This window comes from Dysgonomonas sp. 520 (assembly GCF_010501095.1).
Taxonomy (GTDB): Bacteria; Bacteroidota; Bacteroidia; order Bacteroidales; family Dysgonomonadaceae; genus QVMP01.
This window is the reverse complement of sequence record NZ_QVMP01000016.1, coordinates 1-18777: the sequence shown is the minus strand read 5'-3', so window position 1 is coordinate 18777 and position 18777 is coordinate 1. Positions and strand designations below refer to the sequence as shown.

Annotated in this window: 22 protein-coding genes; 13 read left to right on the top strand and 9 right to left on the bottom strand. The window is 39.1% G+C overall.

Annotated elements, in window-relative coordinates:
* Positions 1-2: 2 nt before the first annotated feature.
* The 8 genes from uxaC (at position 3) to D0T56_RS10465 (ending at position 8163) form a co-directional block, all read left to right on the top strand.
* Positions 3-1409 (top strand): glucuronate isomerase, encoded by a 1407-nt coding sequence (gene uxaC, locus D0T56_RS10500; RefSeq protein ID WP_163320109.1) that lies wholly within the window; start codon positions 3-5, stop codon positions 1407-1409.
* Between the two features lie 59 nt (positions 1410-1468).
* Positions 1469-2311 (top strand): 5-dehydro-4-deoxy-D-glucuronate isomerase, encoded by an 843-nt coding sequence (gene kduI, locus D0T56_RS10495; protein ID WP_163320108.1) that lies wholly within the window; start codon positions 1469-1471, stop codon positions 2309-2311.
* Between the two features lie 133 nt (positions 2312-2444).
* Positions 2445-3602 (top strand): DUF4861 family protein, encoded by a 1158-nt coding sequence (locus D0T56_RS10490; RefSeq protein WP_163320107.1) that lies wholly within the window; start codon positions 2445-2447, stop codon positions 3600-3602.
* A 56-nt stretch (positions 3603-3658) separates the two neighbouring features.
* Complete coding sequence (locus tag D0T56_RS10485; RefSeq protein ID WP_163320106.1) at positions 3659-4696, top strand: sugar kinase; 1038 nt, start codon at positions 3659-3661, stop codon at positions 4694-4696.
* Between the two features lie 80 nt (positions 4697-4776).
* A complete protein-coding gene (locus D0T56_RS10480) occupies positions 4777-5568 on the top strand; it encodes a gluconate 5-dehydrogenase (RefSeq protein ID WP_163320105.1) in 792 nt (263 codons plus the stop codon).
* Positions 5569-5607: 39 nt separating this feature from the next.
* Entirely contained in the window at positions 5608-5976 is a 369-nt protein-coding gene (locus D0T56_RS10475) for a four helix bundle protein (RefSeq protein ID WP_163320104.1), read from the top strand.
* A 36-nt stretch (positions 5977-6012) separates the two neighbouring features.
* Positions 6013-6681, top strand: coding sequence for a bifunctional 4-hydroxy-2-oxoglutarate aldolase/2-dehydro-3-deoxy-phosphogluconate aldolase (locus D0T56_RS10470; protein WP_163320103.1), 669 nt, complete (start codon positions 6013-6015; stop codon positions 6679-6681).
* Between the two features lie 21 nt (positions 6682-6702).
* The gene (locus tag D0T56_RS10465) at positions 6703-8163 is read left to right on the top strand and encodes an MFS transporter (protein ID WP_163320102.1); all 1461 of its coding nucleotides are present in this window, start codon (positions 6703-6705) and stop codon (positions 8161-8163) included.
* 91 nt (positions 8164-8254) lie between these two features.
* Here D0T56_RS10465 and D0T56_RS10460 read toward each other — a convergent pair whose 3' ends face one another.
* Positions 8255-8650, bottom strand: a complete 396-nt coding sequence (locus D0T56_RS10460; protein WP_163320101.1) for a hypothetical protein — start codon at positions 8648-8650, stop codon at positions 8255-8257.
* A 255-nt stretch (positions 8651-8905) separates the two neighbouring features.
* On the opposite strand from D0T56_RS10460, the gene D0T56_RS10455 reads away from it, so the two are divergent.
* Positions 8906-10552, top strand: a complete 1647-nt coding sequence (locus D0T56_RS10455) for a DUF4139 domain-containing protein (RefSeq protein ID WP_163320100.1) — start codon at positions 8906-8908, stop codon at positions 10550-10552.
* A gap of 89 nt (positions 10553-10641) precedes the next feature.
* Here the strand turns inward: D0T56_RS10455 and D0T56_RS10450 are convergent, their stop codons facing one another.
* Genes D0T56_RS10450 through D0T56_RS10440 form a run of 3 tightly spaced genes read right to left on the bottom strand, consistent with a single transcriptional unit; the run spans position 10642 to position 12137 of the window.
* Positions 10642-11043, bottom strand: a complete 402-nt coding sequence (locus D0T56_RS10450; protein WP_163320099.1) for a hypothetical protein — start codon at positions 11041-11043, stop codon at positions 10642-10644.
* Between the two features lie 15 nt (positions 11044-11058).
* Positions 11059-11433 carry a hypothetical protein gene (locus D0T56_RS10445; RefSeq protein WP_163320098.1) on the bottom strand — a complete coding sequence of 125 codons (375 nt, stop codon included), beginning with the start codon at positions 11431-11433 and terminating at the stop codon, positions 11059-11061.
* Entirely contained in the window at positions 11430-12137 is a 708-nt protein-coding gene (locus D0T56_RS10440; protein WP_163320097.1) for a S24 family peptidase, read from the bottom strand. Before D0T56_RS10440 ends, D0T56_RS10445 begins: the two co-directional genes overlap by 4 nt.
* 175 nt (positions 12138-12312) lie before the next feature.
* On the opposite strand from D0T56_RS10440, the gene D0T56_RS10435 reads away from it, so the two are divergent.
* Positions 12313-12525 (top strand): hypothetical protein, encoded by a 213-nt coding sequence (locus tag D0T56_RS10435; RefSeq protein WP_163320096.1) that lies wholly within the window; start codon positions 12313-12315, stop codon positions 12523-12525.
* A 65-nt stretch (positions 12526-12590) separates the two neighbouring features.
* Here the strand turns inward: D0T56_RS10435 and D0T56_RS10430 are convergent, their stop codons facing one another.
* A complete protein-coding gene (locus D0T56_RS10430; RefSeq protein WP_163320095.1) occupies positions 12591-12842 on the bottom strand; it encodes a hypothetical protein in 252 nt (83 codons plus the stop codon).
* 354 nt (positions 12843-13196) lie between these two features.
* Here D0T56_RS10430 and D0T56_RS10425 point away from each other — a divergent pair, with 354 nt between their 5' ends.
* Both D0T56_RS10425 and D0T56_RS10420 read left to right on the top strand, forming a co-directional pair.
* Positions 13197-13547, top strand: a complete 351-nt coding sequence (locus D0T56_RS10425) for a hypothetical protein (RefSeq protein WP_163320094.1) — start codon at positions 13197-13199, stop codon at positions 13545-13547.
* Between the two features lie 230 nt (positions 13548-13777).
* On the top strand, positions 13778-14014 hold the full coding sequence (locus D0T56_RS10420; RefSeq protein ID WP_163320093.1) for a hypothetical protein: 237 nt from the start codon (positions 13778-13780) through the stop codon (positions 14012-14014).
* 83 nt (positions 14015-14097) lie between these two features.
* On the opposite strand, the gene D0T56_RS10415 is transcribed toward D0T56_RS10420, so the two are convergent.
* Positions 14098-15231, bottom strand: coding sequence for a hypothetical protein (locus tag D0T56_RS10415; RefSeq protein WP_163320092.1), 1134 nt, complete (start codon positions 15229-15231; stop codon positions 14098-14100).
* A 233-nt stretch (positions 15232-15464) separates the two neighbouring features.
* On the opposite strand from D0T56_RS10415, the gene D0T56_RS10410 reads away from it, so the two are divergent.
* Positions 15465-16622: a hypothetical protein gene (locus D0T56_RS10410; RefSeq protein ID WP_163320091.1), complete on the top strand. Its 1158-nt coding sequence runs from the start codon at positions 15465-15467 to the stop codon at positions 16620-16622.
* 9 nt (positions 16623-16631) lie between these two features.
* Here the strand turns inward: D0T56_RS10410 and D0T56_RS10405 are convergent, their stop codons facing one another.
* Genes D0T56_RS10405 through D0T56_RS10395 form a run of 3 tightly spaced genes read right to left on the bottom strand, consistent with a single transcriptional unit; the run spans position 16632 to position 18630 of the window.
* A complete protein-coding gene (locus tag D0T56_RS10405) occupies positions 16632-17453 on the bottom strand; it encodes a phosphatase PAP2 family protein (RefSeq protein ID WP_163320090.1) in 822 nt (273 codons plus the stop codon).
* Positions 17454-17474: 21 nt separating this feature from the next.
* The gene (locus tag D0T56_RS10400) at positions 17475-18146 is read right to left on the bottom strand and encodes a hypothetical protein (RefSeq protein WP_163320089.1); all 672 of its coding nucleotides are present in this window, start codon (positions 18144-18146) and stop codon (positions 17475-17477) included.
* A complete protein-coding gene (locus D0T56_RS10395; protein WP_163320088.1) occupies positions 18055-18630 on the bottom strand; it encodes a hypothetical protein in 576 nt (191 codons plus the stop codon). Before D0T56_RS10395 ends, D0T56_RS10400 begins: the two co-directional genes overlap by 92 nt.
* Positions 18631-18777: the final 147 nt, after the last annotated feature.

The window sequence follows — 18777 nt, the reverse complement described above, 5'->3', positions numbered from 1 at the left end:
GCATGAAACAATTTCTTGACGACAATTTCGTATTACAAACCGAAACTGCTCAAAAACTCTATCACGAGCATTCTAAAGGATTGCCAATTATCGACTACCACTGCCATCTCGATCCTAAGATGATTGCAGAAGACCACAAGTTCACCAATTTGAGTGAAATATGGTTGGGAGGCGACCACTACAAATGGCGCGCAATGCGTACCAATGGTATTGACGAGCGTTTCTGTACAGGTAAAGACACAACAGACTGGGAAAAATTTGAAAAGTGGGCCGAAACCGTTCCGTACACAATGCGTAACCCTCTTTACCACTGGACACATTTGGAGTTGAAAACTGCTTTTGGTGTAGATAAAATCTTGAATCCATCAACTGCTCGTGAAATTTATGAAGAATGTACCGCAAAACTTCAAACTCCCGAATACTCGGCTCGTGGTTTGATGAAGCACTACAATGTGGAAGCGGTATGTACGACAGACGATCCTGTTGACAGTTTGGAATACCATTTGGCGTTGAAGAAAGAAGGTTTCTCGATCAAAGTATTGCCAACATGGCGTCCTGATAAGGCTATGGCAGTAGAAGTTCCCGCCAATTTCCGTGCTTATGTGGAGCAACTATCAAATGTTTCGGGTGTGTCTATCAGCAAGTTCAGCGATTTGATAGTAGCGCTTCGCAATCGTCACGATTTCTTTGCAAGTGTTGGTTGTAAACTTTCCGATCACGGTATCGAAGAATTTTATGCCGAAGACTATACAGATGCAGAAATCGAAGCAATCTTTAATAAAGTATACGGAGGCAAAGAACTTACTCAAGAAGAGATCATTAAGTTCAAATCGGCTATGCTTGTCGAAGGAGCTATCATGGATTGGGAAAAAGGTTGGACACAACAGTTCCACTATGGTGCTATCCGCAACAACAACACTCGCTTGTTCAAGCAACTAGGTCCGGATACAGGATTCGATTCAATAGGAGACTTCACCGTGGCTAAAGCGATGTCTAAATTCCTGAATCGTTTAGATACTGACAACAAGTTGGCTAAAACAATTATCTACAACCTCAACCCAAGGGATAATGACCTTATAGCAACAATGATAGGTAATTTCCAAGACGGTTCGGTTGCCGGTAAAATACAGTTTGGTTCGGGATGGTGGTTCCTCGATCAAAAAACAGGAATGGAAGCACAAATGAACTCATTATCAGTATTGGGACTTTTGAGCCGTTTTGTAGGTATGTTGACAGACTCACGCAGTTTCTTGTCATATCCTCGTCACGAGTATTTCAGAAGAATACTTTGCAACCTGTTGGGCAACGACGTTGAGCAAGGTTTGCTTCCTGCTTCCGAAATGAAATTTATAGGTAAGATCGTTGAAGATGTTTCTTACTATAATGCAAAACAATTCTTTAAATTTTAAGGTTGAAAGCCTTTTATGAATGGGAAAATTAAACTACAAATATTAAAATATTTATTGAAATGAAAACAACAATAGAAGAGCGTTGGGGAACACACCCCAACGATGTAAAAAATTACGATACGACTCAACTTCGCAAAGAGTTCCTTGTAGAAAAACTTTTCGAAGCTGATAGCGTGTTAATGACTTACACACACAACGACCGCCTTATTATCGGTGGTGCATTGCCTGTGAAAGAAGCATTGAAACTGGAAACAGTTGACCTGATTCGTTCCGAGTATTTCTGCGAAAGACGTGAGCTTGGCATCATCTGCATTGAAGGTGAGGGAGTTGTAACAGTTGACGGAAAAGATTATCAAATGGCATTTAAAGATGCAGTTTATGTGGGTCGTGGTTCAAAAGAAGTTATCTTTAAAAGTAAAGACACTTCAAAACCTGCGAAATTCTATTTCGCATCTTCTCCAGCACATAAAGAATATCCAACAGCTCAAATTACATCAGAAATGCGTCGCACTCGTGATTTAGGTTCTCCTAAAACATCGAACGAGCGTCTTCTGAATCAGCTTATATTGAGCGAGATAGTTCCATGTTGCCAGCTTCAAATGGGTATGACCGAACTGAAAGAAGGTAGCGTTTGGAATACAATGCCTCCACACACACACTCGCGTCGTATGGAAGCATACTTCTATTTCAAAATACCTGAACAACAATCAGTTTGTCATTTCATGGGCGAGCCTCAGGAAACCCGTCACATTTTTATGGGCAACGAGCAAGCAGTAATTTCACCATCATGGTCGATACACTCGGCTGCCGGCACAAGCAACTATACTTTCATTTGGGCAATGTGCGGCGAAAACCTCGATTATGACGATATGGACACTTTCACAGCTGATAAGCTAAGATAAATTAAGAATAAAAAATTAAGAATGATGAATTTCTTTTCAAAGAACAAGAGGTAAATTGAGAGAATATATTTTTCATTCTTAATTCTTCATTCTTAATTTTTTAAACAGTTCACTAAACTAAATGGAAAACAAAATGAAAAAAATATTTTATTTATTATTTGTGGCAGCATTTTTTGCGTCTTGCTCGTCAAACGTTGAAGTAAAGGTTACTGTCGAAAATCCGAGCGATTTTAACAGAGCCGGCGACATGGTGGAAATACCCGCATCTAAACTGGAAGCGATCTCCCTGAAAGATGGAGAAGCCTATGTTGTGAAAGATGCGCAAGGCAATGTACTTCCTTCGCAATTCACATACGATCATAAACTTATCTTCCAATCGGGTCTGGATGCAAAACAATCGGGAACGTTCACCATTGCGGCAGGAGCAAAACAAGACTTTCCTGCCAAAACATACGGACGGCTCATCACCGAACGCAAAGATGATTTTGCTTGGGAAAACAACCGGACGGCTTTTCGCATCTACGGTGAAGCTCTGATGGCAACCGATGGCCCTAGCAATGGTATCGACATCTGGTATAAACGTACCGAAGACCTTGTTATCGACAAATGGTATAAAGGCGATCTTGAAAACGGACAGTCTTATCACGAAGATCATGGCGAGGGGCTTGACGACTACAAAGTTGGTCGTAGCTTGGGAGGTGGAGCAATGGCTCCTTACGTTGATGGAAAACTTATTCTGAACGAAAATTTCACGGGAAAACCTGAAGTGTTGGAAAACGGACCTTTACGTACAACTGTTCGTTTTATGTACAAAGACATTACCGTGAACGGAAAAACATTTGCCGAATGCCGTCAAATTTCTATTGATGCCGATGCTCAGTACACTAAAGTGACACAAGAGTATGGCACAACAGAGCCAATGAAAGTGGCTGCAGGTATAGCAGACCGCAATCCGGCAGACTCAACATCGACCATTGCAAATAATGAATTTGTAATCTATCGCGAAGCCAGTGCAAAAGCAGGAGATGTATTTGTCGGACTTTTGTTTCCTAACGGAATGGAGGGTGTAGAATCTAACACATACACCGTAGACAAAACAGTTGATGGCAAACCGGTGAAAGATACTTACTCGCACATGTTGGGTATCACTACTTACCAGCCAAACACTCCGCTCGTATATTATACCGGCTATGGTTGGTCTAAGTTTGGTTTTGCCAATCAAGACGAATTTGCAGAATATACCGAGCGTTTTGCCAAATCATTGAAAGAGCCACTAATAATAAAATATTGATTTCGAAGAAATTATTTTATTAAACAGAATCATATTAAATTTATTTAGAAAAAAACATGAAAAAAGTAGTAACATTCGGAGAAATCATGTTGCGTCTTGCAACTCCCGGGTATCAAAGATTTATTCAGTCTACAAACCTTAATGCTACGTTTGGCGGTGGTGAAGCCAACGTTGCCGTTTCGTTGTCAAACTATGGCATACCAACGGATTTCGTAACTCGCCTTCCTCAGAATGATATAGCAGAATGGTGTATTTCGGATCTTAGAAAATACAATGTAGGTGTAAGCAATATTCTTCGTGGTGGAGATCGTGTAGGTATCTATTTCCTTGAAACAGGTGCCGTTGCACGTGCATCTAAAGTTGTTTACGACCGTGCAAATTCTGCAATTGCAGACATCAAACCGGGTATGGTCAATTGGCGCGAAGTGCTTAAAGATGCTCAGTGGTTCCACTGGACAGGTATCACACCTGCTCTTTCGCAAGGTGCTGCGGATGCTTGTTTGGAAGCTATCAAAGTTGCTAACGAAATGGGAGTTACAGTTTCAACTGACCTCAACTACCGCAAAAATCTTTGGAAATATGGTAAAACTGCATCTGAAGTTATGCCTGCATTGGTTGAAGGTTGCGACATTATCTTAGGAAACGAAGAAGATGCAGAAAAAGTATTCGGAATCAAACCTGAAGGTTTTGATGTTGCTCATACCGGAGGTGAAGTGAATGCTGCTGAGTTTGAGTCGGTTTGTACTCAGATGATGAAGAAATTCCCAAGAGCAAAGAAAGTAATTATTACTCTTCGTGGTTCTATCAACGCAAACCACAATACTTGGGGCGGATGTCTTTACTCAGACAAACTGTACCAATCTAAGAGATACGATATCACCCATATCGTTGACCGTGTAGGTGGTGGCGACTCATTCATGGGAGGACTAATTTATGGTCTGATCACATATCCATCAGACGATCAGAAAGCACTTGAGTTTGCTGTTGCTGCTTCATGTTTGAAACATACAGTTTACGGAGACTTCAACCTTGTAACTGTTGCCGAGGTAGAAAACCTTATGAAAGGTGACGGTTCGGGACGTGTTTCCAGATAATATTAACATCAAGCAGATGAAGAAGATACTTCGTCTGCTTCTTTTTCAAAAAAAGAACTAACTAATTCAATAACAAAATTATGAATCAATTTTCATTAGAAGGAAAAATAGCCCTTATCACAGGTGCATCTTACGGCATTGGTTTCTCTATCGCTTCTGCGTTGGCTGCTGCCGGAGCAAAAGTTGTATTCAACGACCTGAAGCAAGAATTTGTGGATAAAGGACTTGCAGCATACAAAGAAGCCGGTATCGACGCAAAAGGTTATGTTTGTGACGTAACAAACGAAGACCAGGTAAATGCAATGGTTAAACAAATAGAAGCCGAAGTTGGTGTTATTGATATCCTTGTGAATAATGCGGGTATCATCAAACGTATTCCTATGCACGAAATGGCAGCTGCAGAATTCCGTCAAGTGATTGATGTGGATTTGAATGCACCTTTTATCGTTGCAAAAGCAGTGCTTCCTAGCATGATGAAGAAAAGAGCAGGTAAAATAATCAACATTTGCTCAATGATGAGTGAACTTGGCCGCGAAACCGTATCTGCCTATGCAGCTGCAAAAGGTGGCTTGAAAATGCTTACTCGCAACATCGCATCCGAATATGGCGAATACAACATTCAATGTAACGGTATCGGTCCGGGTTATATCGCAACTCCTCAAACTGCACCTCTTCGCGAGAAACAAGCAGACGGTTCGCCTCACCCATTCGATTCGTTCATCATCGCCAAAACTCCTGCTGCTCGCTGGGGAACTCCCGAAGATTTAGCCGGTCCTGCGGTTTTCCTTGCATCTAATGCTTCGGATTTCGTAAACGGTCATGTTCTTTATGTGGATGGCGGTATTTTAGCTTATATCGGAAAACAACCTTAAAAATAAATTAAATTAAGAATGAAAAATTAAGAATTAAGAATGGGGAAAGGTGCAAATTCTATTTTGAATACTAAAAGTTATGCTTTTGCTATTCGCATTGTAAAATTATCGCAATTCTTACAAAAAGACAAGTCGGAATATGTCCTTTCTAAACAAATCTTACGCAGCGGAACTGCAATAGGAGCTTTGATAAGAGAATCCGAATTTGGACAAAGCAAATTGGATTTTATTCATAAGCTAAGTATCGCATTGAAGGAGGCAAATGAAACTGATTATTGGATTTCTTTATTGCATGATACCGAATATATTGATAAAAATCAATTTACATCTATGCAAGTAGATTGTAATGAGTTAATATCTTTACTTGTTGCATCAATTAAAACCCTGAAATCAACTCTTAATTCCTAATTTTTCATTCTTAATTCTTAATTCTTAATTATAAAAATGGCAAGATTTAACAGAATAAAAGTATGCCAAACAGTGGCAGAAACAGGGATGGTTCCCGTATTTTATCATAACGACCTTGAAGTATCTAAACAAGTAGTTAAGGCATGTTATGAAGGAGGCGTAAGAGCTTTCGAATTCACAAACAGAGGCGACTTTGCGCATGAAATCTTTGGAGAGTTGAACAAATGGGCAGCGAAAGAATGCCCTGAAATGATTCTTGGTATCGGTTCCATTGTTGATCCGGGCACAGCATCACTTTACCTTCAGCTCGGAGCAAACTTTATCGTTGGTCCGCTTCTGAATCCAGAGATATTCAAGGTATGCAACCGTCGTCAGGTGGCTTATGTTCCGGGATGTGGAACAGTATCGGAAGTTGGTTTGGCACAAGAACTTGGAGCAGAAATTGTTAAGATTTTCCCGGGCGATGTTGTCGGTCCTGCTTTTGTAAAAGGAGTAAAAGCTCCAATGCCTTGGTCTAACATTATGGTGACAGGCGGTGTTACACCAACCGAAGAAAACCTATCGAAATGGTTTGGAGCAGGTGTAGGAAGTGTTGGTATGGGGTCAAATCTTTTCCCTAAAGATGTGATTGCGGCTAAAGACTGGGGCAAAATAACCCAGATGTGTAAAGATGCTTTTGCAATCATAGCAAAGGTGAGAAAATAATTTAACCAAAAAATAATACCTATGAGTTCATTAAATCAAAATGCAAAAATGACAAACTATCGTTGGACGATGTGTGCGATGTTGTTTTTTGCCACTACTGTCAACTACCTCGACCGTCAAGTGTTATCGCTGACCTTTGAGGAATTTATCAAACCTGAATTCCATTGGACAGACGACCACTACGGAACAATTACTGCTTTCTTCTCTATACTTTATGCCGTGAGCATGCTGTTCGCAGGCAAATTTATAGACTTCATGGGAACCAAAAAAGGTTACCTTTGGGCTATCGGACTTTGGTCGGTAGGTGCCGTTATGCACGCCGGCTGCGGTTTGGCTACCGAAATGTATACAGGTTTGCCTGATGCTGCTGCACTACGAGGATTAGAAGTTGGTTCAGCAATGGCAGTTACAGTAGCAACAGTCAGTATGTATGCATTCCTGATTGCCCGTGCCGTATTGGCTATCGGTGAAGCGGGTAACTTTCCTGCTGCAATTAAAGTTACTGCAGAGTATTTTCCTAAACGAGATCGTGCATTTGCGACTTCAATCTTCAACGCAGGTGCTACGGTAGGTGCTCTGTTGGCTCCTATCACAATTCCAACACTGGCTAAGTATTTCCAAGAAATGGGTGTCGGAAATGGTTGGGAAATGGCATTTATCATTATTGGTGGTCTTGGTTTTATTTGGATGGGATTTTGGGTTTTCATGTATGACAAACCATCGCAAAGTAAACATGTAAATAAAGCCGAGTTAGCATATATTGAGCAAGACGACGAAGAAGAGGACGTATCAGCAACAGTTACAGAAGACAAAAAAATGTCGTTTAAAGAAGCCTTCCGTTACAAACAAACATGGGCTTTCGCCTTCGGCAAATTTATGACTGACGGTGTATGGTGGTTCTTCCTATTCTGGACACCTTCGTATATCGACTCCGTATTTGGTATTAAAGCATCCAGCACGCAAGGAATACTTATGATTACGGTGTTGTATGCGATCACCATGCTTGCTATTTATGGAGGGAAGTTGCCTTCTATCATCATGAACAAAACGGGAATGGACCCTTACGCCGCCCGTATGCGTGCCATGTTGATTTTCGCATTCTTCCCATTGTTGGCGTTGTTTGCTCAACCTCTTGGAGGCTACTCGCCTTGGTTCCCTGTCATCATCATCGGTATTGCCGGTGCAGCTCACCAATCTTGGTCGGCCAATATTTTCTCTACGGTAAGTGATATGTTCCCCAAATACGCCGTTGCAACCATTACCGGTATTGGCGGTATGGCCGGCGGTATAGGTTCGTTCCTTATCAATAAAGGCTCCGGAAAACTCTTTACCGTTGCAGAAGCTACAAATATGTCATTCATGGGATTTGAAGGTAAACCTGCCGGATATTTCATCATTTTCTGTATTTGTGCTGTTGCTTACCTTATCGGTTGGATGGTAATGAAATCGCTTGTTCCTAAATATAAACCTATTATGGATTAGTAATCCGATTGGTTTTTAACATAGCAAAAGAGGCTGTCGCAAAATAAATTTGCGATAGCCTCTTTTCTTGATAACCAAAAATTATATATAATTAATCGGACAAACGGGAGAAGCTCCCCTCTATCCTACTGAATAGTCGATTTTCATTAAGCACGAATGGTGTATAAGTCTGATTTCTATTATTTCTATTCAGATTAGTAACAATGTAGGTATCATCTTCATCATAATAGCTTCGTCTGAGACTATATTCTCCGTGCTCCACCCTATCCAGAATAATGTTCGTACCTTTCTGAAACACATACTCTTTCCAGACATCGTTCTCGAAAACCCACACAACAGAATCCACTGCTAACGCAACAGCCCAGGTTCCCGAAATAATTTCATTATCCATATTAACATATTCGCCACGTTCGTCAATTCCGTCATAATTTTCATCACACGACATCAACAAAACAAGAAGAAACACAACAACAAATACTTTTTTCATATTCTATCTCCTTATACTTAAATTAACACACACGAAACAAAAAAGTTTAAAAACGAGTGATTATCTGTCGGTTAAATCCGGTTGTTTGCCGATTTCACTTTCCGCTATCGACATTAATAAAGAGTAATTCTTTCAGCCAACAATTACTTTGCCGATTTCACCAATTCAAAAATAAGTTTTACCCACTCTTGGCTATTTCCTAATTTTCTATACATTACTTTTGATGTTAAGAATAAACCTAAACACATATAACTTATGAAAACAAAATTCTTATTCACTTCATTATTTCTGCTCTGCATTTCTGCGGCATTTGCTCAAAACGAAGAGACAGCTAAAACGATAAAATCAAAACTTAGCGAAGCAACTGTCTTCTTGCGAGGAGCAGAACTAACCCATACAGCAACCACAAATCTTGCGAAAGGAGACAACGAGTTGAAAATAGAAGGCTTAAGTCCAAATATAGACAGAAACAGCCTGAAAATAAGAGCTACGAACGGAGCCATCGTTTCGGCTTTCGATTTCTCGGTAGACGATTTTCCTCTCACAACCCCAAACGAAACAAAAATCAAAACAATGAAAGATTCGATTGAACTTATAGTCGAACAATTGGATAAAGTGAAAGCCGAAATTAAAATAGATGGCGAGCTGAATCAGTTGATGAAAAAAGGGATAGACAAAAACATCTCTGATACTCTGACCATAAACGACCTGATGAAAACGATGGAATATTATCAGACAAAATCAACCGAAATAGAAACCCGCCTGATCACAAACCGTAACAAGCAGAAAAAACTGGAAGCAAGCATATCCGGCCTCAATCAGCGTATCAAAACCGAATCGACCAGAGAATATGAAAAATCGGGAGTCCTTCGCTTCAGGTGTGCAGCACCCATCGCTTCAACAACTACTTTCTCCGTTTCGTATTACACATCTTCGGCTCAATGGACTCCCTATTACGACATAAATGCGACCTCAATCAGCAGGCCTATAAAAATTGTAGCTAAAGCTAAAGTTAGCCAAACCACTACCGTGGATTGGAACAATGTGAAATTGACCTTATCTACAGCTTCACCAAGCAGCGGAAAAGTTGCCCCACTGTTCAATACTTGGTTCTTGCAATATATAAGTCGTCAACCGAGCATATCTCCGGGTTATGCGATGCAAAACTCATATTCTTACGCCAACAGGATGGATAAAAAAGATATTTCAATGGATATGGAGAGTTTATCAGAGGTGATGGTTGTAGAAGAAAAGAGCATAGACGATTATATCACCACACAGCAAAACGACCTGAACCTGACATACAGTATAGATCTGCCCTACACCATTCCCGGCGATGGCAAAGAACAGAGTATAGACCTGCTGACGAAAGAAACTTCTGCCGATTATCAATACTATTGTGCTCCTAAACTTGACAATGCGACTTATCTGCTTGCCGAGATCTCTGATTGGGAGAACCTTAATTTACTAAGTGGAAAAGCAAATGTAACTTACGACGGCACCTACATCGGCGAAACTTATATCAATGCATCATCCACTGGCGAAAAACTCAGCCTTACCCTCGGAGCCGACAAACGTGTAAGCGTGAAGCGCGAACTGGTTAAAGATTACAGTTCCAAGAAAACCTTTGGCGGTGATATTGAACAGGTATTTACGTATAAGCTGACTGTCAAAAACAACAATACCCGAACAATAAAAATGGTATTGAAAGACCAATATCCGAAATCAACCAACAAGGACATCAAAACCGAATTGATTGCTAAAGATACAACTACCCCTACTTTCAACAAGGAAGATCTGGGAGTTGTAACCTGGGAAGATAATCTAAAACCGGGTGAAACAAAAGTCTATCAAATCAGCTACAGCGTAAAGTATCCGAAAGACAAAACGATTAATCTATAACACAAACTTCCATTATAATAAACTGAAAACAGGATTCTTGTTCGTAGACAGAATCCTGTTTTTTCAAATTGGAAGCACTCTTCCATTTTTTATTTACCTATCTGTGTAGCAGTCACATAATCGAAACAATTTCCGGCTTGTAATATTACATTTATTTTCCGGTCATCTTCTGTGTCGTTTTCTCGAACCTTTATTTTGAATGAGTAATCGCTTTCTTTCGTCACAACGAACCAATCGCCGTAAACCGTGTCTCGCTTCTCATTTCTTGTATAATAATACTCTTCTTCAGAGTTAACTCCATCAATCCACCAAAACTGCCGCTTTGTTTCTATCACCACCGAATCCTCAGAAGAAGAAAGAGTTACGTTTCTTTTCTTTGGATTTATATTGTCGGAACATTTTCCATCCACCCCCACTTCTTTACAGGTTGTTGCAAAAAAAATGAATAAGACGGATAATAGTGTAAACTGTATAAGTCTGTTTTTCTTCACGATGAAATATATTTTCTAAATTTTCCCGAATTTATAGGTTAATGATAAATTTCCTGTCACATTTTCTTCTAATGGAGTGTATTTTATAATACAAGTATCAGAATACCAGTCTATTTTAACCGATATATCGAAATTTTCTTTCAGTGTAGACGGATACGATACATTTCCGCCGTTATGAGTATTGTTGCGAATTTCAATAGTCCCCGAACCGTCAATTTTCCCCTTCATACATACATCTATTTTGAAAACACTACCATCCCCTTCATATATCAAGGTGTCGGTGAAACTTTGAGAGAGGTCGTAATTTTTTGTTTCACGGCCAAATCCGCAGCTCGAAAAAGAGACTACGATAGCAACAACAAAGATAAGTAAGTAAAATATTTGCTTCATCTTCTTCTGTTTCTGTGCACTTCAATAACATTAAATATCTGGGCTACATCATTTAAATGCACTATGCGGTCTTCATATTCGGGGTTGAGTGAATGCAGGGTTATTGTACATTGCTCGGTATCGTGATGCGTTATTCTTTTTACAAGGATTCCATCGGTTCGGTGCACAATAATAAAATCCCACTTGTTGATATGCAATTTATATTTCCAAAGATCGGAACGGATTTCCCGCCCCAGCAGCCTATCTCCTTCCAATATGCTTTGATCCGACCCATCGTTCATACTATCGCCCTTTACCTCAAACATCACATATCTGCCCTTCAATTCATGATCGACCAAAACCGGGACTTTGGGCAAGGTTTCCTGATATTCATTATCTGCATATCCGCTCAAGTATCCGGCATAGGCATACTGACTAACCAAAGGTATAAATTTGATATTCGAATCTGATATAAAGGTACTCTGTTCGGTATTGTGTATCGGGACAAACATTTCTCCCTCCCCCGTTAGCAACCACTCTTTATTTATGTTCGTTTGAATACTTATTTTGTTAATTATATTTTCACCGATAGGTCGGTTGCCTCTCATCATTTGAGAAAAATTAGATCTGTTGATATTCAGCCTGTCTGCAAATGCACCATCACTATCATATCCTAATTCTTTTTTAATCAACAAAATACGCTCTACAATTCGGTCTTCGGTCATAATATAAATGTTAAATATTCAAATGAACAGAAAAATACATGTTCAAAAACTTGTATATATGTTCAAATGAATATATCTTTGTTCTGTAATCATTAATCAAATATTCAACTACCCGGGACATTCGTTAGGTTGATGACTGCAAATTTAGTATAAATACTTGTAAATTACAATAATTATGAAGAAAAACGATTTTATGCAAGATAATTATGCAGGAAAATATGAGAAAAAAATGAAAGCCTTGTCAATTAGCGATAAATGTTCATTTGATATTGTCTATTTGAACGACCAGAAAACTAAAAATTACCGCTTATATAGTACTCAGACAAGGCTTTCGAACAGTGACGTTCAAGGTATACATTACCCGCACAAAGTAGAACATATATATTAACACACACAACAATCAATATTCGCTCGGAGGTATATCCTCAAACGCTACTGTTCTGCAATTTTGAATTAATAATATGGGTTGAATAGAATCGATATTTCTTTACTATCTTCCTTATTGTCATCTGTGTCATCCAGTTCAATAAGCAACGATGTTAAAAAACGCCTCTTTTTTCCCATTTCGTTCATATCGCAACTGGTTTCGGGTTGTGTTGACAGTATCTGTTTGATTCTGTAACCCGCAGGTAAATATTTTTTATTAATGCTAATAATACCAGATGTGCTCAATTCGGTGAGCAGAGTGATCACACGTTGTTTCATGATTGTATTATTAAAATAAGTTAGAAGATGTTTACCGACGCGAATATAAACTTATCACTAAGTATTACATCGCTGATTAAATATCCTAGAGACTTTCGAAGCCTTGCGCTTCGATTCGGGACCATTCCGGCCTATTTATGACCTTCACATTGTAAAGGTAGTGATAAATATGAGAAATCACAATAGATTAAAACCTATTTATGTGTTAAATAATATTTATATTATAACTTATAAACTTAAATGTTCGCTTTTTGCCATTTTATGCTTACTGCCGCCACTTTTTCCGAAACTTTATTACACGGAATTTTTCGAATTTGTTGTTTATGATTCTTCAACACCAGAAACCAAATAAACATGCAAAATACTGATATTGTTTATATTAAAGAGATTGATAGTATCATATACCTTGAGCCTTTAATGGCTCGCATCGAGTCGGAAATAGCATCGCTCGATTGCTGGGATGGTGCAACTCAGTCAATAGAGTTTCAAGATCAGAGACTTTTTTTCGAATTGTGTATCGAAAAAGGAGAAAACGGAATACATATACATCATATTTACATAACAAACAAACAGCTTGATATCATTGATAATCTTGAAGATATATTACATAACGAATTATTATCAAAGTTAGAAAACATGGAAATACTACTTTCGGAATCAGTCTGCCAATCAAGACAAATCCAGAACGATTTTCGATTTTCGTAACTATTCATATCAAATACCCTAAAGTTAACATATATTCATAAAATAACGATAACAAAACCATAATTTAACATTTAAACAGTTGTCATGGAAATGAAAACCTTTTGCCTTGTCGTATAAGATGAGTTGCCCCTTCCTGTATTTGTTCTTTTGAATACGAATGAATATTACATACAAAATGTCATTTGACAATATTATTTCAATTACTATAAACCTAATAAAAATAAATCTATATGAGTGCTGGTACATACGAATATATAAGCGAATCGGAAATGCTGGAATTGCGTCGTCAATGGAAAGATCTGGTAAATAAAATCAAGGCTAATCAGCCAAAAATGATCAGGGTACGTGTGAACAAATACACGACTGTTGAAATTGCGGAAGGAAAAAACATTAAGAAAGTTCTCCACAATTTAAAACAAGGGCGGGAACGCTACTATATGACAGACGAGTCAGACTTTTTTTCTTAACACATTTTTTACTTGTAAGCTCTCCCCCTTCCACTCTCTCCTTTACGCAGGATAGTGGAGGGGGATCTTTTTTCAGATAAAAATTATTCTATTTCTTTCACTGTCCCCAATGGCATATCGTTTTCCCATTTCCCCTGATAAAGGATAATACCCTGACCGTCTGCATCATAAAGAGTACCCTCACCATGTCGTTTGCCATCTTTCCAATCGCCTTCGTAGATTATAACCTCACCATCGTCGTCGCACAGAGAACCTTTGCCGTCTCTTTTATCATCTTTCCAATCGCCATAATACACAACTTCGTCATACTCGTTATATTCAACTCCTTTGCCATTTTTCTTTCCTAAAGAAAGTTCTCCCCGGTAAACAATATCCTCCTTATCGTTTAAAAGGACTCCACGGCCTTTTATCAAAATACTATCTTCCCAATACCCCTCTGCCAATATCTCACCGTCGTCATTGTAGAGAAAACCTTTTCCTTTCAGTTTTCCATTCCTGAAAACACCAACAAACCTTGTATCTTTATCATGATCATATTTGATGCCTGTGCCATGAGGAATACCATTCTTCACCATCCCCTTATACATCAAATAACCATTGTGTTTTATTTCTCCTGTTCCGGTTTGTCTACTATTCGTCCATGTTCCTTCATATTCATAGTCACGGTCTTTTCCGTAATAATACTTGCCCATTCCATGTTTCTTGTCGTTTTTCCAATTGCCTTCGTATTCGTCATCTCCATCTTTGTTATAAGATGTTCCCTGACCATGACGTTTATCATTCATCCAGTTGCCATCGTACACTTCATCTCCGTCTAAATCGTATTGCTGCCCACTGCCATGACGCTTATTTTCTTTCCAATGACCATCATAGCAAGTCTCCCCGTTGCTATAATATAACACACCATCACCATCCCTTTTGTCGTTTTTCCACCCGCCATCATAAATAGGCTCTTCTTTTTCATTATACAGTGTACCTTGACCATCCTTTTTCCCGTTCACCCATCTTCCGTCATATATTTCTGTCCCATCTTTTCGGTACAGCGTGCCATGTCCATGCCTTTGTCCTTTTTCGTTCAGATAACCTTCATATTTACCGCTTCCGGCTTTCAGTACGTAAACGGAATCTGTATCGTATTTCGATTTTTTTTGTGCAAATATTGTTTGTGGAATAACGAATAATAGTAAAGTCGCAACAAGCAGCAATTTGTGTTTCATCTTGTATGTTGTGTATTGTTAAATATTGAAACAAATATACAAATAGCTTTCGAAAAATCAACCAAAACGGCTACCGGATTACATTAGAATAGACAATCATGCGGCAGCATAAATCGGTCATTTAAACAAAAAAGAACATTAGTTATCCGCAATTTTAGCTTAAAACATTTGGCAAATGCGATATTATACTCTAAAAATCATATATTTGTATTCCTTTTTATAATTTGAAACCGATGCAACCAATAAACAAGACTCTGTTTATCCTGATCTTTATTATATTCCCTTCAATAATAAATGCCCAATGGATGCCCGACGGGTTGAAATCGTCTACTCATCTATCGAGTGAAAACAGCGATAAACTACAGCTAAAAATAGACATGACCGGTTTTTTCAAAAACAATGAATATTCCAGTCCTATTGCCAAAGGTGCTACATTTCCGGGCACTATGTTCACCCCTCGACTAAGATATCAGATTGGAAGCCAGTTTAGTGCAGAGATTGGAGCTACAGGTCTTTATTATTCGGGCGATCAGCAAAAAGACGGGATGGATTTTTTCAAATGGGTTCATGCACGTCTGCAATATCAGCCTTTGCCAAATCTTAATTTTGTGTTAGGCAATCTTTATGCAGGGGTCAACCATCGCCTGATAGAACCGCTTTACAGATGGGAGCTGCACATGACCAATAAGCCTGAAAGCGGAATACAGCTAACTTACGAAAACAAACGTTTTTTTGTGGATACATGGGTCAATTGGAGACGATATATAGAACGGGGCGACTCTGTTCCGGAGGTATTGACCTTTGGTTTGTCTAGCTCTATAAAACTGACATCTCCCGAAAAAAGATTGCAACTATCCATACCTTTCCAAACCCTTATTTATCATGAGGGCGGACAAATAGACCGAAGTGAATCGCCTTTAGTTGTTGCTGGGAACATTGCTACCGGATTGGTTTCTGACTACCAAATCGGAGACGGGTTCATCAAGTCGGCAGGGTTTAACATTTATGGCTTAGGGTATTATGACAAAAAACCGAATCCGGAAATAAGGCCTTACGACAAAGGCTGGGCCGTATATCCCGTGTTTCACATGGAAGCTAAATATCTTAATTTCATGGCCGGATATTGGCATGCCCGAAAATTCTATGCGTTTGAAGGAGAAGAACTTTTTGCATCGTTCAACCCCCTCCACCCCGAAGAGCGTCTGCCAACCAGAAATGTTGTCACTTTTAAACTTGCATACGAACGCCAGTTAAAAAGAATGTTTGCGTTTGGCATACACGCCGAATCCTATTCCGATCTGAAAAGAAAGAAAACGGATTACAGTTTTGGTGTGTTCCTTCGCCTGAATGGTGAGTGGACACTAATAAAGAAAGCGATTAACGAGTGGTAAACAGATAATTCAAAAAGAATACCTGAACCCCATTCCCGCCCAGTTGTTTCCAAAGTCAGGATTGACAGTTAGTTCCGACATTTTTTTCTTCTGTTTTATGGTAAATGTCTTTGAAAGATAAGGCAGTAGCAAATAGCTGAGTTCCACGCTCAAAATACCAAATCCGGCGCCCACGATCACATCGCTAAACCAGTGACGATTATTGGCTATCCGAAGAAATCCCACACCCGAAGCCATCGCATAGCCTGATACGCTGATCCAAGGTGATATATGACCATATTCTTTCATTAGCAAATGGGCTCCTGCAAAAACCGACATAGCATGACCCGAAGGAAATGAGTTTTCCTCACTCATATCGGGACGCCAACGATCTGTTATTTCTTTTGCCAACAAAGTAGAAGTCAATCCCATAGCATAAGAAGATGCTGTTACAATAACCCTATCTTTGAAGCTATGTCGGGCAGGTACACCACACCAATCGAGAGCAAAAACCGTCATTGCGGGAGTCAGCACCAACACATCATCTATACGAGTATTAAAATTAATATTTTTCTGAACCCCTTTTCTTATATCCCTATCTAAATCTTTAAGGGCGGGAATATAATGCAATGCAAAGCCGTAACTTATAAGAGCAGCGGGAGCGATGAACCGTGTTGCCTTGAAAGACGTGAGTTCATCACCCTGCAAAGACCGGTCTAAACCTAAACGACTGATCAGGTTAGGTGTTTCGATGCTATCAGCCTTCAAACAAAGAGAGTCGCTTTGCCCAATAGCAAAGGCAAAAGTACTGATGGCAAAAAATATAGATAATATTACTTTTTTAACAGGCATTGAAAAATTTGCTGATATTGTTTACCATGCTATACCGAGATGTATTCCTAAAATATTATAAGGAGGGAATTTGTCATCATCGGAAAGGTCATAGTCTTGCGACAAGAAGAATTTACGTTGGAAATCAATACCTCCGATTAAGTAAGTTTTTCCGCTGAGCCTGTATGCAACCTGAGCACCTAACGAGAAACCACAGTTCAGGCTCTTGGTTTTATTGCCACAATTCACGCCGAAAATACCTTTAGCATTCGGAATCAGGAAAACAGACGATATTTTGAGTGGCAGTTGCGCTCCGGCTTGAACATCTGCAAAGAAATATTTTTTATTCGAACTGACAAGATCGCCGAAATCTCCCTTATCAGTTATTACTTCTTTCGGCAAGTCCATGCTGCCCACGCCCAATCTCAACCCATATATGAAGAACGTTTTTAAAGTTCGGTTATATGTTGCCGATATTTGAGTACCCTCTATGTCGCTTCCAATCGGGATATTGACATCTAATTGCAGCAAATTGGAATAATCAGGATGTGTAATTACCTTTCTTTTGCCGAGGTTTTTATCTCCTACATCTGCCAACTGCTTAATGCGCCAGTCACCTTGTTCAAAAATCCATTCGCTGGGTATATATTTTCCTTCTTGCGTCATCATCACAGCAACAGACGGCTGCGCCTGATTTTCTTTCACATCTTCCATCGAAGACAGTTGTATCGGACTTTTCCCATATTTCAGACGGATATCCGTCTTTTAAAAGATTGTCGACATCTGTTCTGGCTTTATCGGAGATAGTATTCACAAGATCATTGAAATCGGACACTGAAATCTGAGACACATAGTCGGACGATATATATGGCATCACTTGCCTATAATCTTTCCCTACTGCTTTAGCAAAGGAATCCACTTGTTTTTTCAGAGCAGTCTTATTCTTTTTTTGCGATATATCATCTTCATTTTTCAGTAGAAAATCGTCCACACCTCCCGGTGTATAATTACTCTTCACACAATCATCTTTCAGCTCTGCGGAAGCCGATATAAGTTGACCCGATTCCGCATCGGGTATTTCTATATTTTCGGATGTACACATAGGTTTCACCGTCACAATTCTTTCGTGCAGGCCTATCTGTGCCGAAATATACATGGCAACTATCAACAAGAGTACAGTAGTAAGAAATTTTCTCATTATTTTGTCTCCGTTTTTTCTGTATTTTTTATAAAATACAATAGACATTATATTCAATAAAACTATATATGATTAAAAATCAATGAATTTGCAATTCTAAAATTATGCAGACCGCAAGCAATAATCATGACTAAATCGTCAAAACCA

Excerpts from the sequence above, each read along its gene's own strand:
- uxaC (WP_163320109.1), top strand. The coding sequence starts at position 3 with ATGAAACAATTTCTTGACGACAATTTCGTATTACAAACCGAAACTGCT.
- kduI (WP_163320108.1), top strand. The coding sequence starts at position 1,469 with ATGAAAACAACAATAGAAGAGCGTTGGGGAACACACCCCAACGATGTA.
- D0T56_RS10490 (WP_163320107.1), top strand. The coding sequence starts at position 2,445 with ATGAAAAAAATATTTTATTTATTATTTGTGGCAGCATTTTTTGCGTCT.
- D0T56_RS10485 (WP_163320106.1), top strand. The coding sequence starts at position 3,659 with ATGAAAAAAGTAGTAACATTCGGAGAAATCATGTTGCGTCTTGCAACT.
- D0T56_RS10480 (WP_163320105.1), top strand. The coding sequence starts at position 4,777 with ATGAATCAATTTTCATTAGAAGGAAAAATAGCCCTTATCACAGGTGCA.
- D0T56_RS10475 (WP_163320104.1), top strand. The coding sequence starts at position 5,608 with ATGGGGAAAGGTGCAAATTCTATTTTGAATACTAAAAGTTATGCTTTT.
- D0T56_RS10470 (WP_163320103.1), top strand. The coding sequence starts at position 6,013 with ATGGCAAGATTTAACAGAATAAAAGTATGCCAAACAGTGGCAGAAACA.
- D0T56_RS10465 (WP_163320102.1), top strand. The coding sequence starts at position 6,703 with ATGAGTTCATTAAATCAAAATGCAAAAATGACAAACTATCGTTGGACG.
- D0T56_RS10460 (WP_163320101.1), bottom strand. The coding sequence starts at position 8,650 with ATGAAAAAAGTATTTGTTGTTGTGTTTCTTCTTGTTTTGTTGATGTCG.
- D0T56_RS10455 (WP_163320100.1), top strand. The coding sequence starts at position 8,906 with ATGAAAACAAAATTCTTATTCACTTCATTATTTCTGCTCTGCATTTCT.
- D0T56_RS10445 (WP_163320098.1), bottom strand. The coding sequence starts at position 11,433 with ATGAAGCAAATATTTTACTTACTTATCTTTGTTGTTGCTATCGTAGTC.
- D0T56_RS10440 (WP_163320097.1), bottom strand. The coding sequence starts at position 12,137 with ATGACCGAAGACCGAATTGTAGAGCGTATTTTGTTGATTAAAAAAGAA.
- D0T56_RS10435 (WP_163320096.1), top strand. The coding sequence starts at position 12,313 with ATGAAGAAAAACGATTTTATGCAAGATAATTATGCAGGAAAATATGAG.
- D0T56_RS10430 (WP_163320095.1), bottom strand. The coding sequence starts at position 12,842 with ATGAAACAACGTGTGATCACTCTGCTCACCGAATTGAGCACATCTGGT.
- D0T56_RS10425 (WP_163320094.1), top strand. The coding sequence starts at position 13,197 with ATGCAAAATACTGATATTGTTTATATTAAAGAGATTGATAGTATCATA.
- D0T56_RS10420 (WP_163320093.1), top strand. The coding sequence starts at position 13,778 with ATGAGTGCTGGTACATACGAATATATAAGCGAATCGGAAATGCTGGAA.
- D0T56_RS10415 (WP_163320092.1), bottom strand. The coding sequence starts at position 15,231 with ATGAAACACAAATTGCTGCTTGTTGCGACTTTACTATTATTCGTTATT.
- D0T56_RS10410 (WP_163320091.1), top strand. The coding sequence starts at position 15,465 with ATGCAACCAATAAACAAGACTCTGTTTATCCTGATCTTTATTATATTC.
- D0T56_RS10405 (WP_163320090.1), bottom strand. The coding sequence starts at position 17,453 with ATGCCTGTTAAAAAAGTAATATTATCTATATTTTTTGCCATCAGTACT.
- D0T56_RS10400 (WP_163320089.1), bottom strand. The coding sequence starts at position 18,146 with ATGGAAGATGTGAAAGAAAATCAGGCGCAGCCGTCTGTTGCTGTGATG.
- D0T56_RS10395 (WP_163320088.1), bottom strand. The coding sequence starts at position 18,630 with ATGAGAAAATTTCTTACTACTGTACTCTTGTTGATAGTTGCCATGTAT.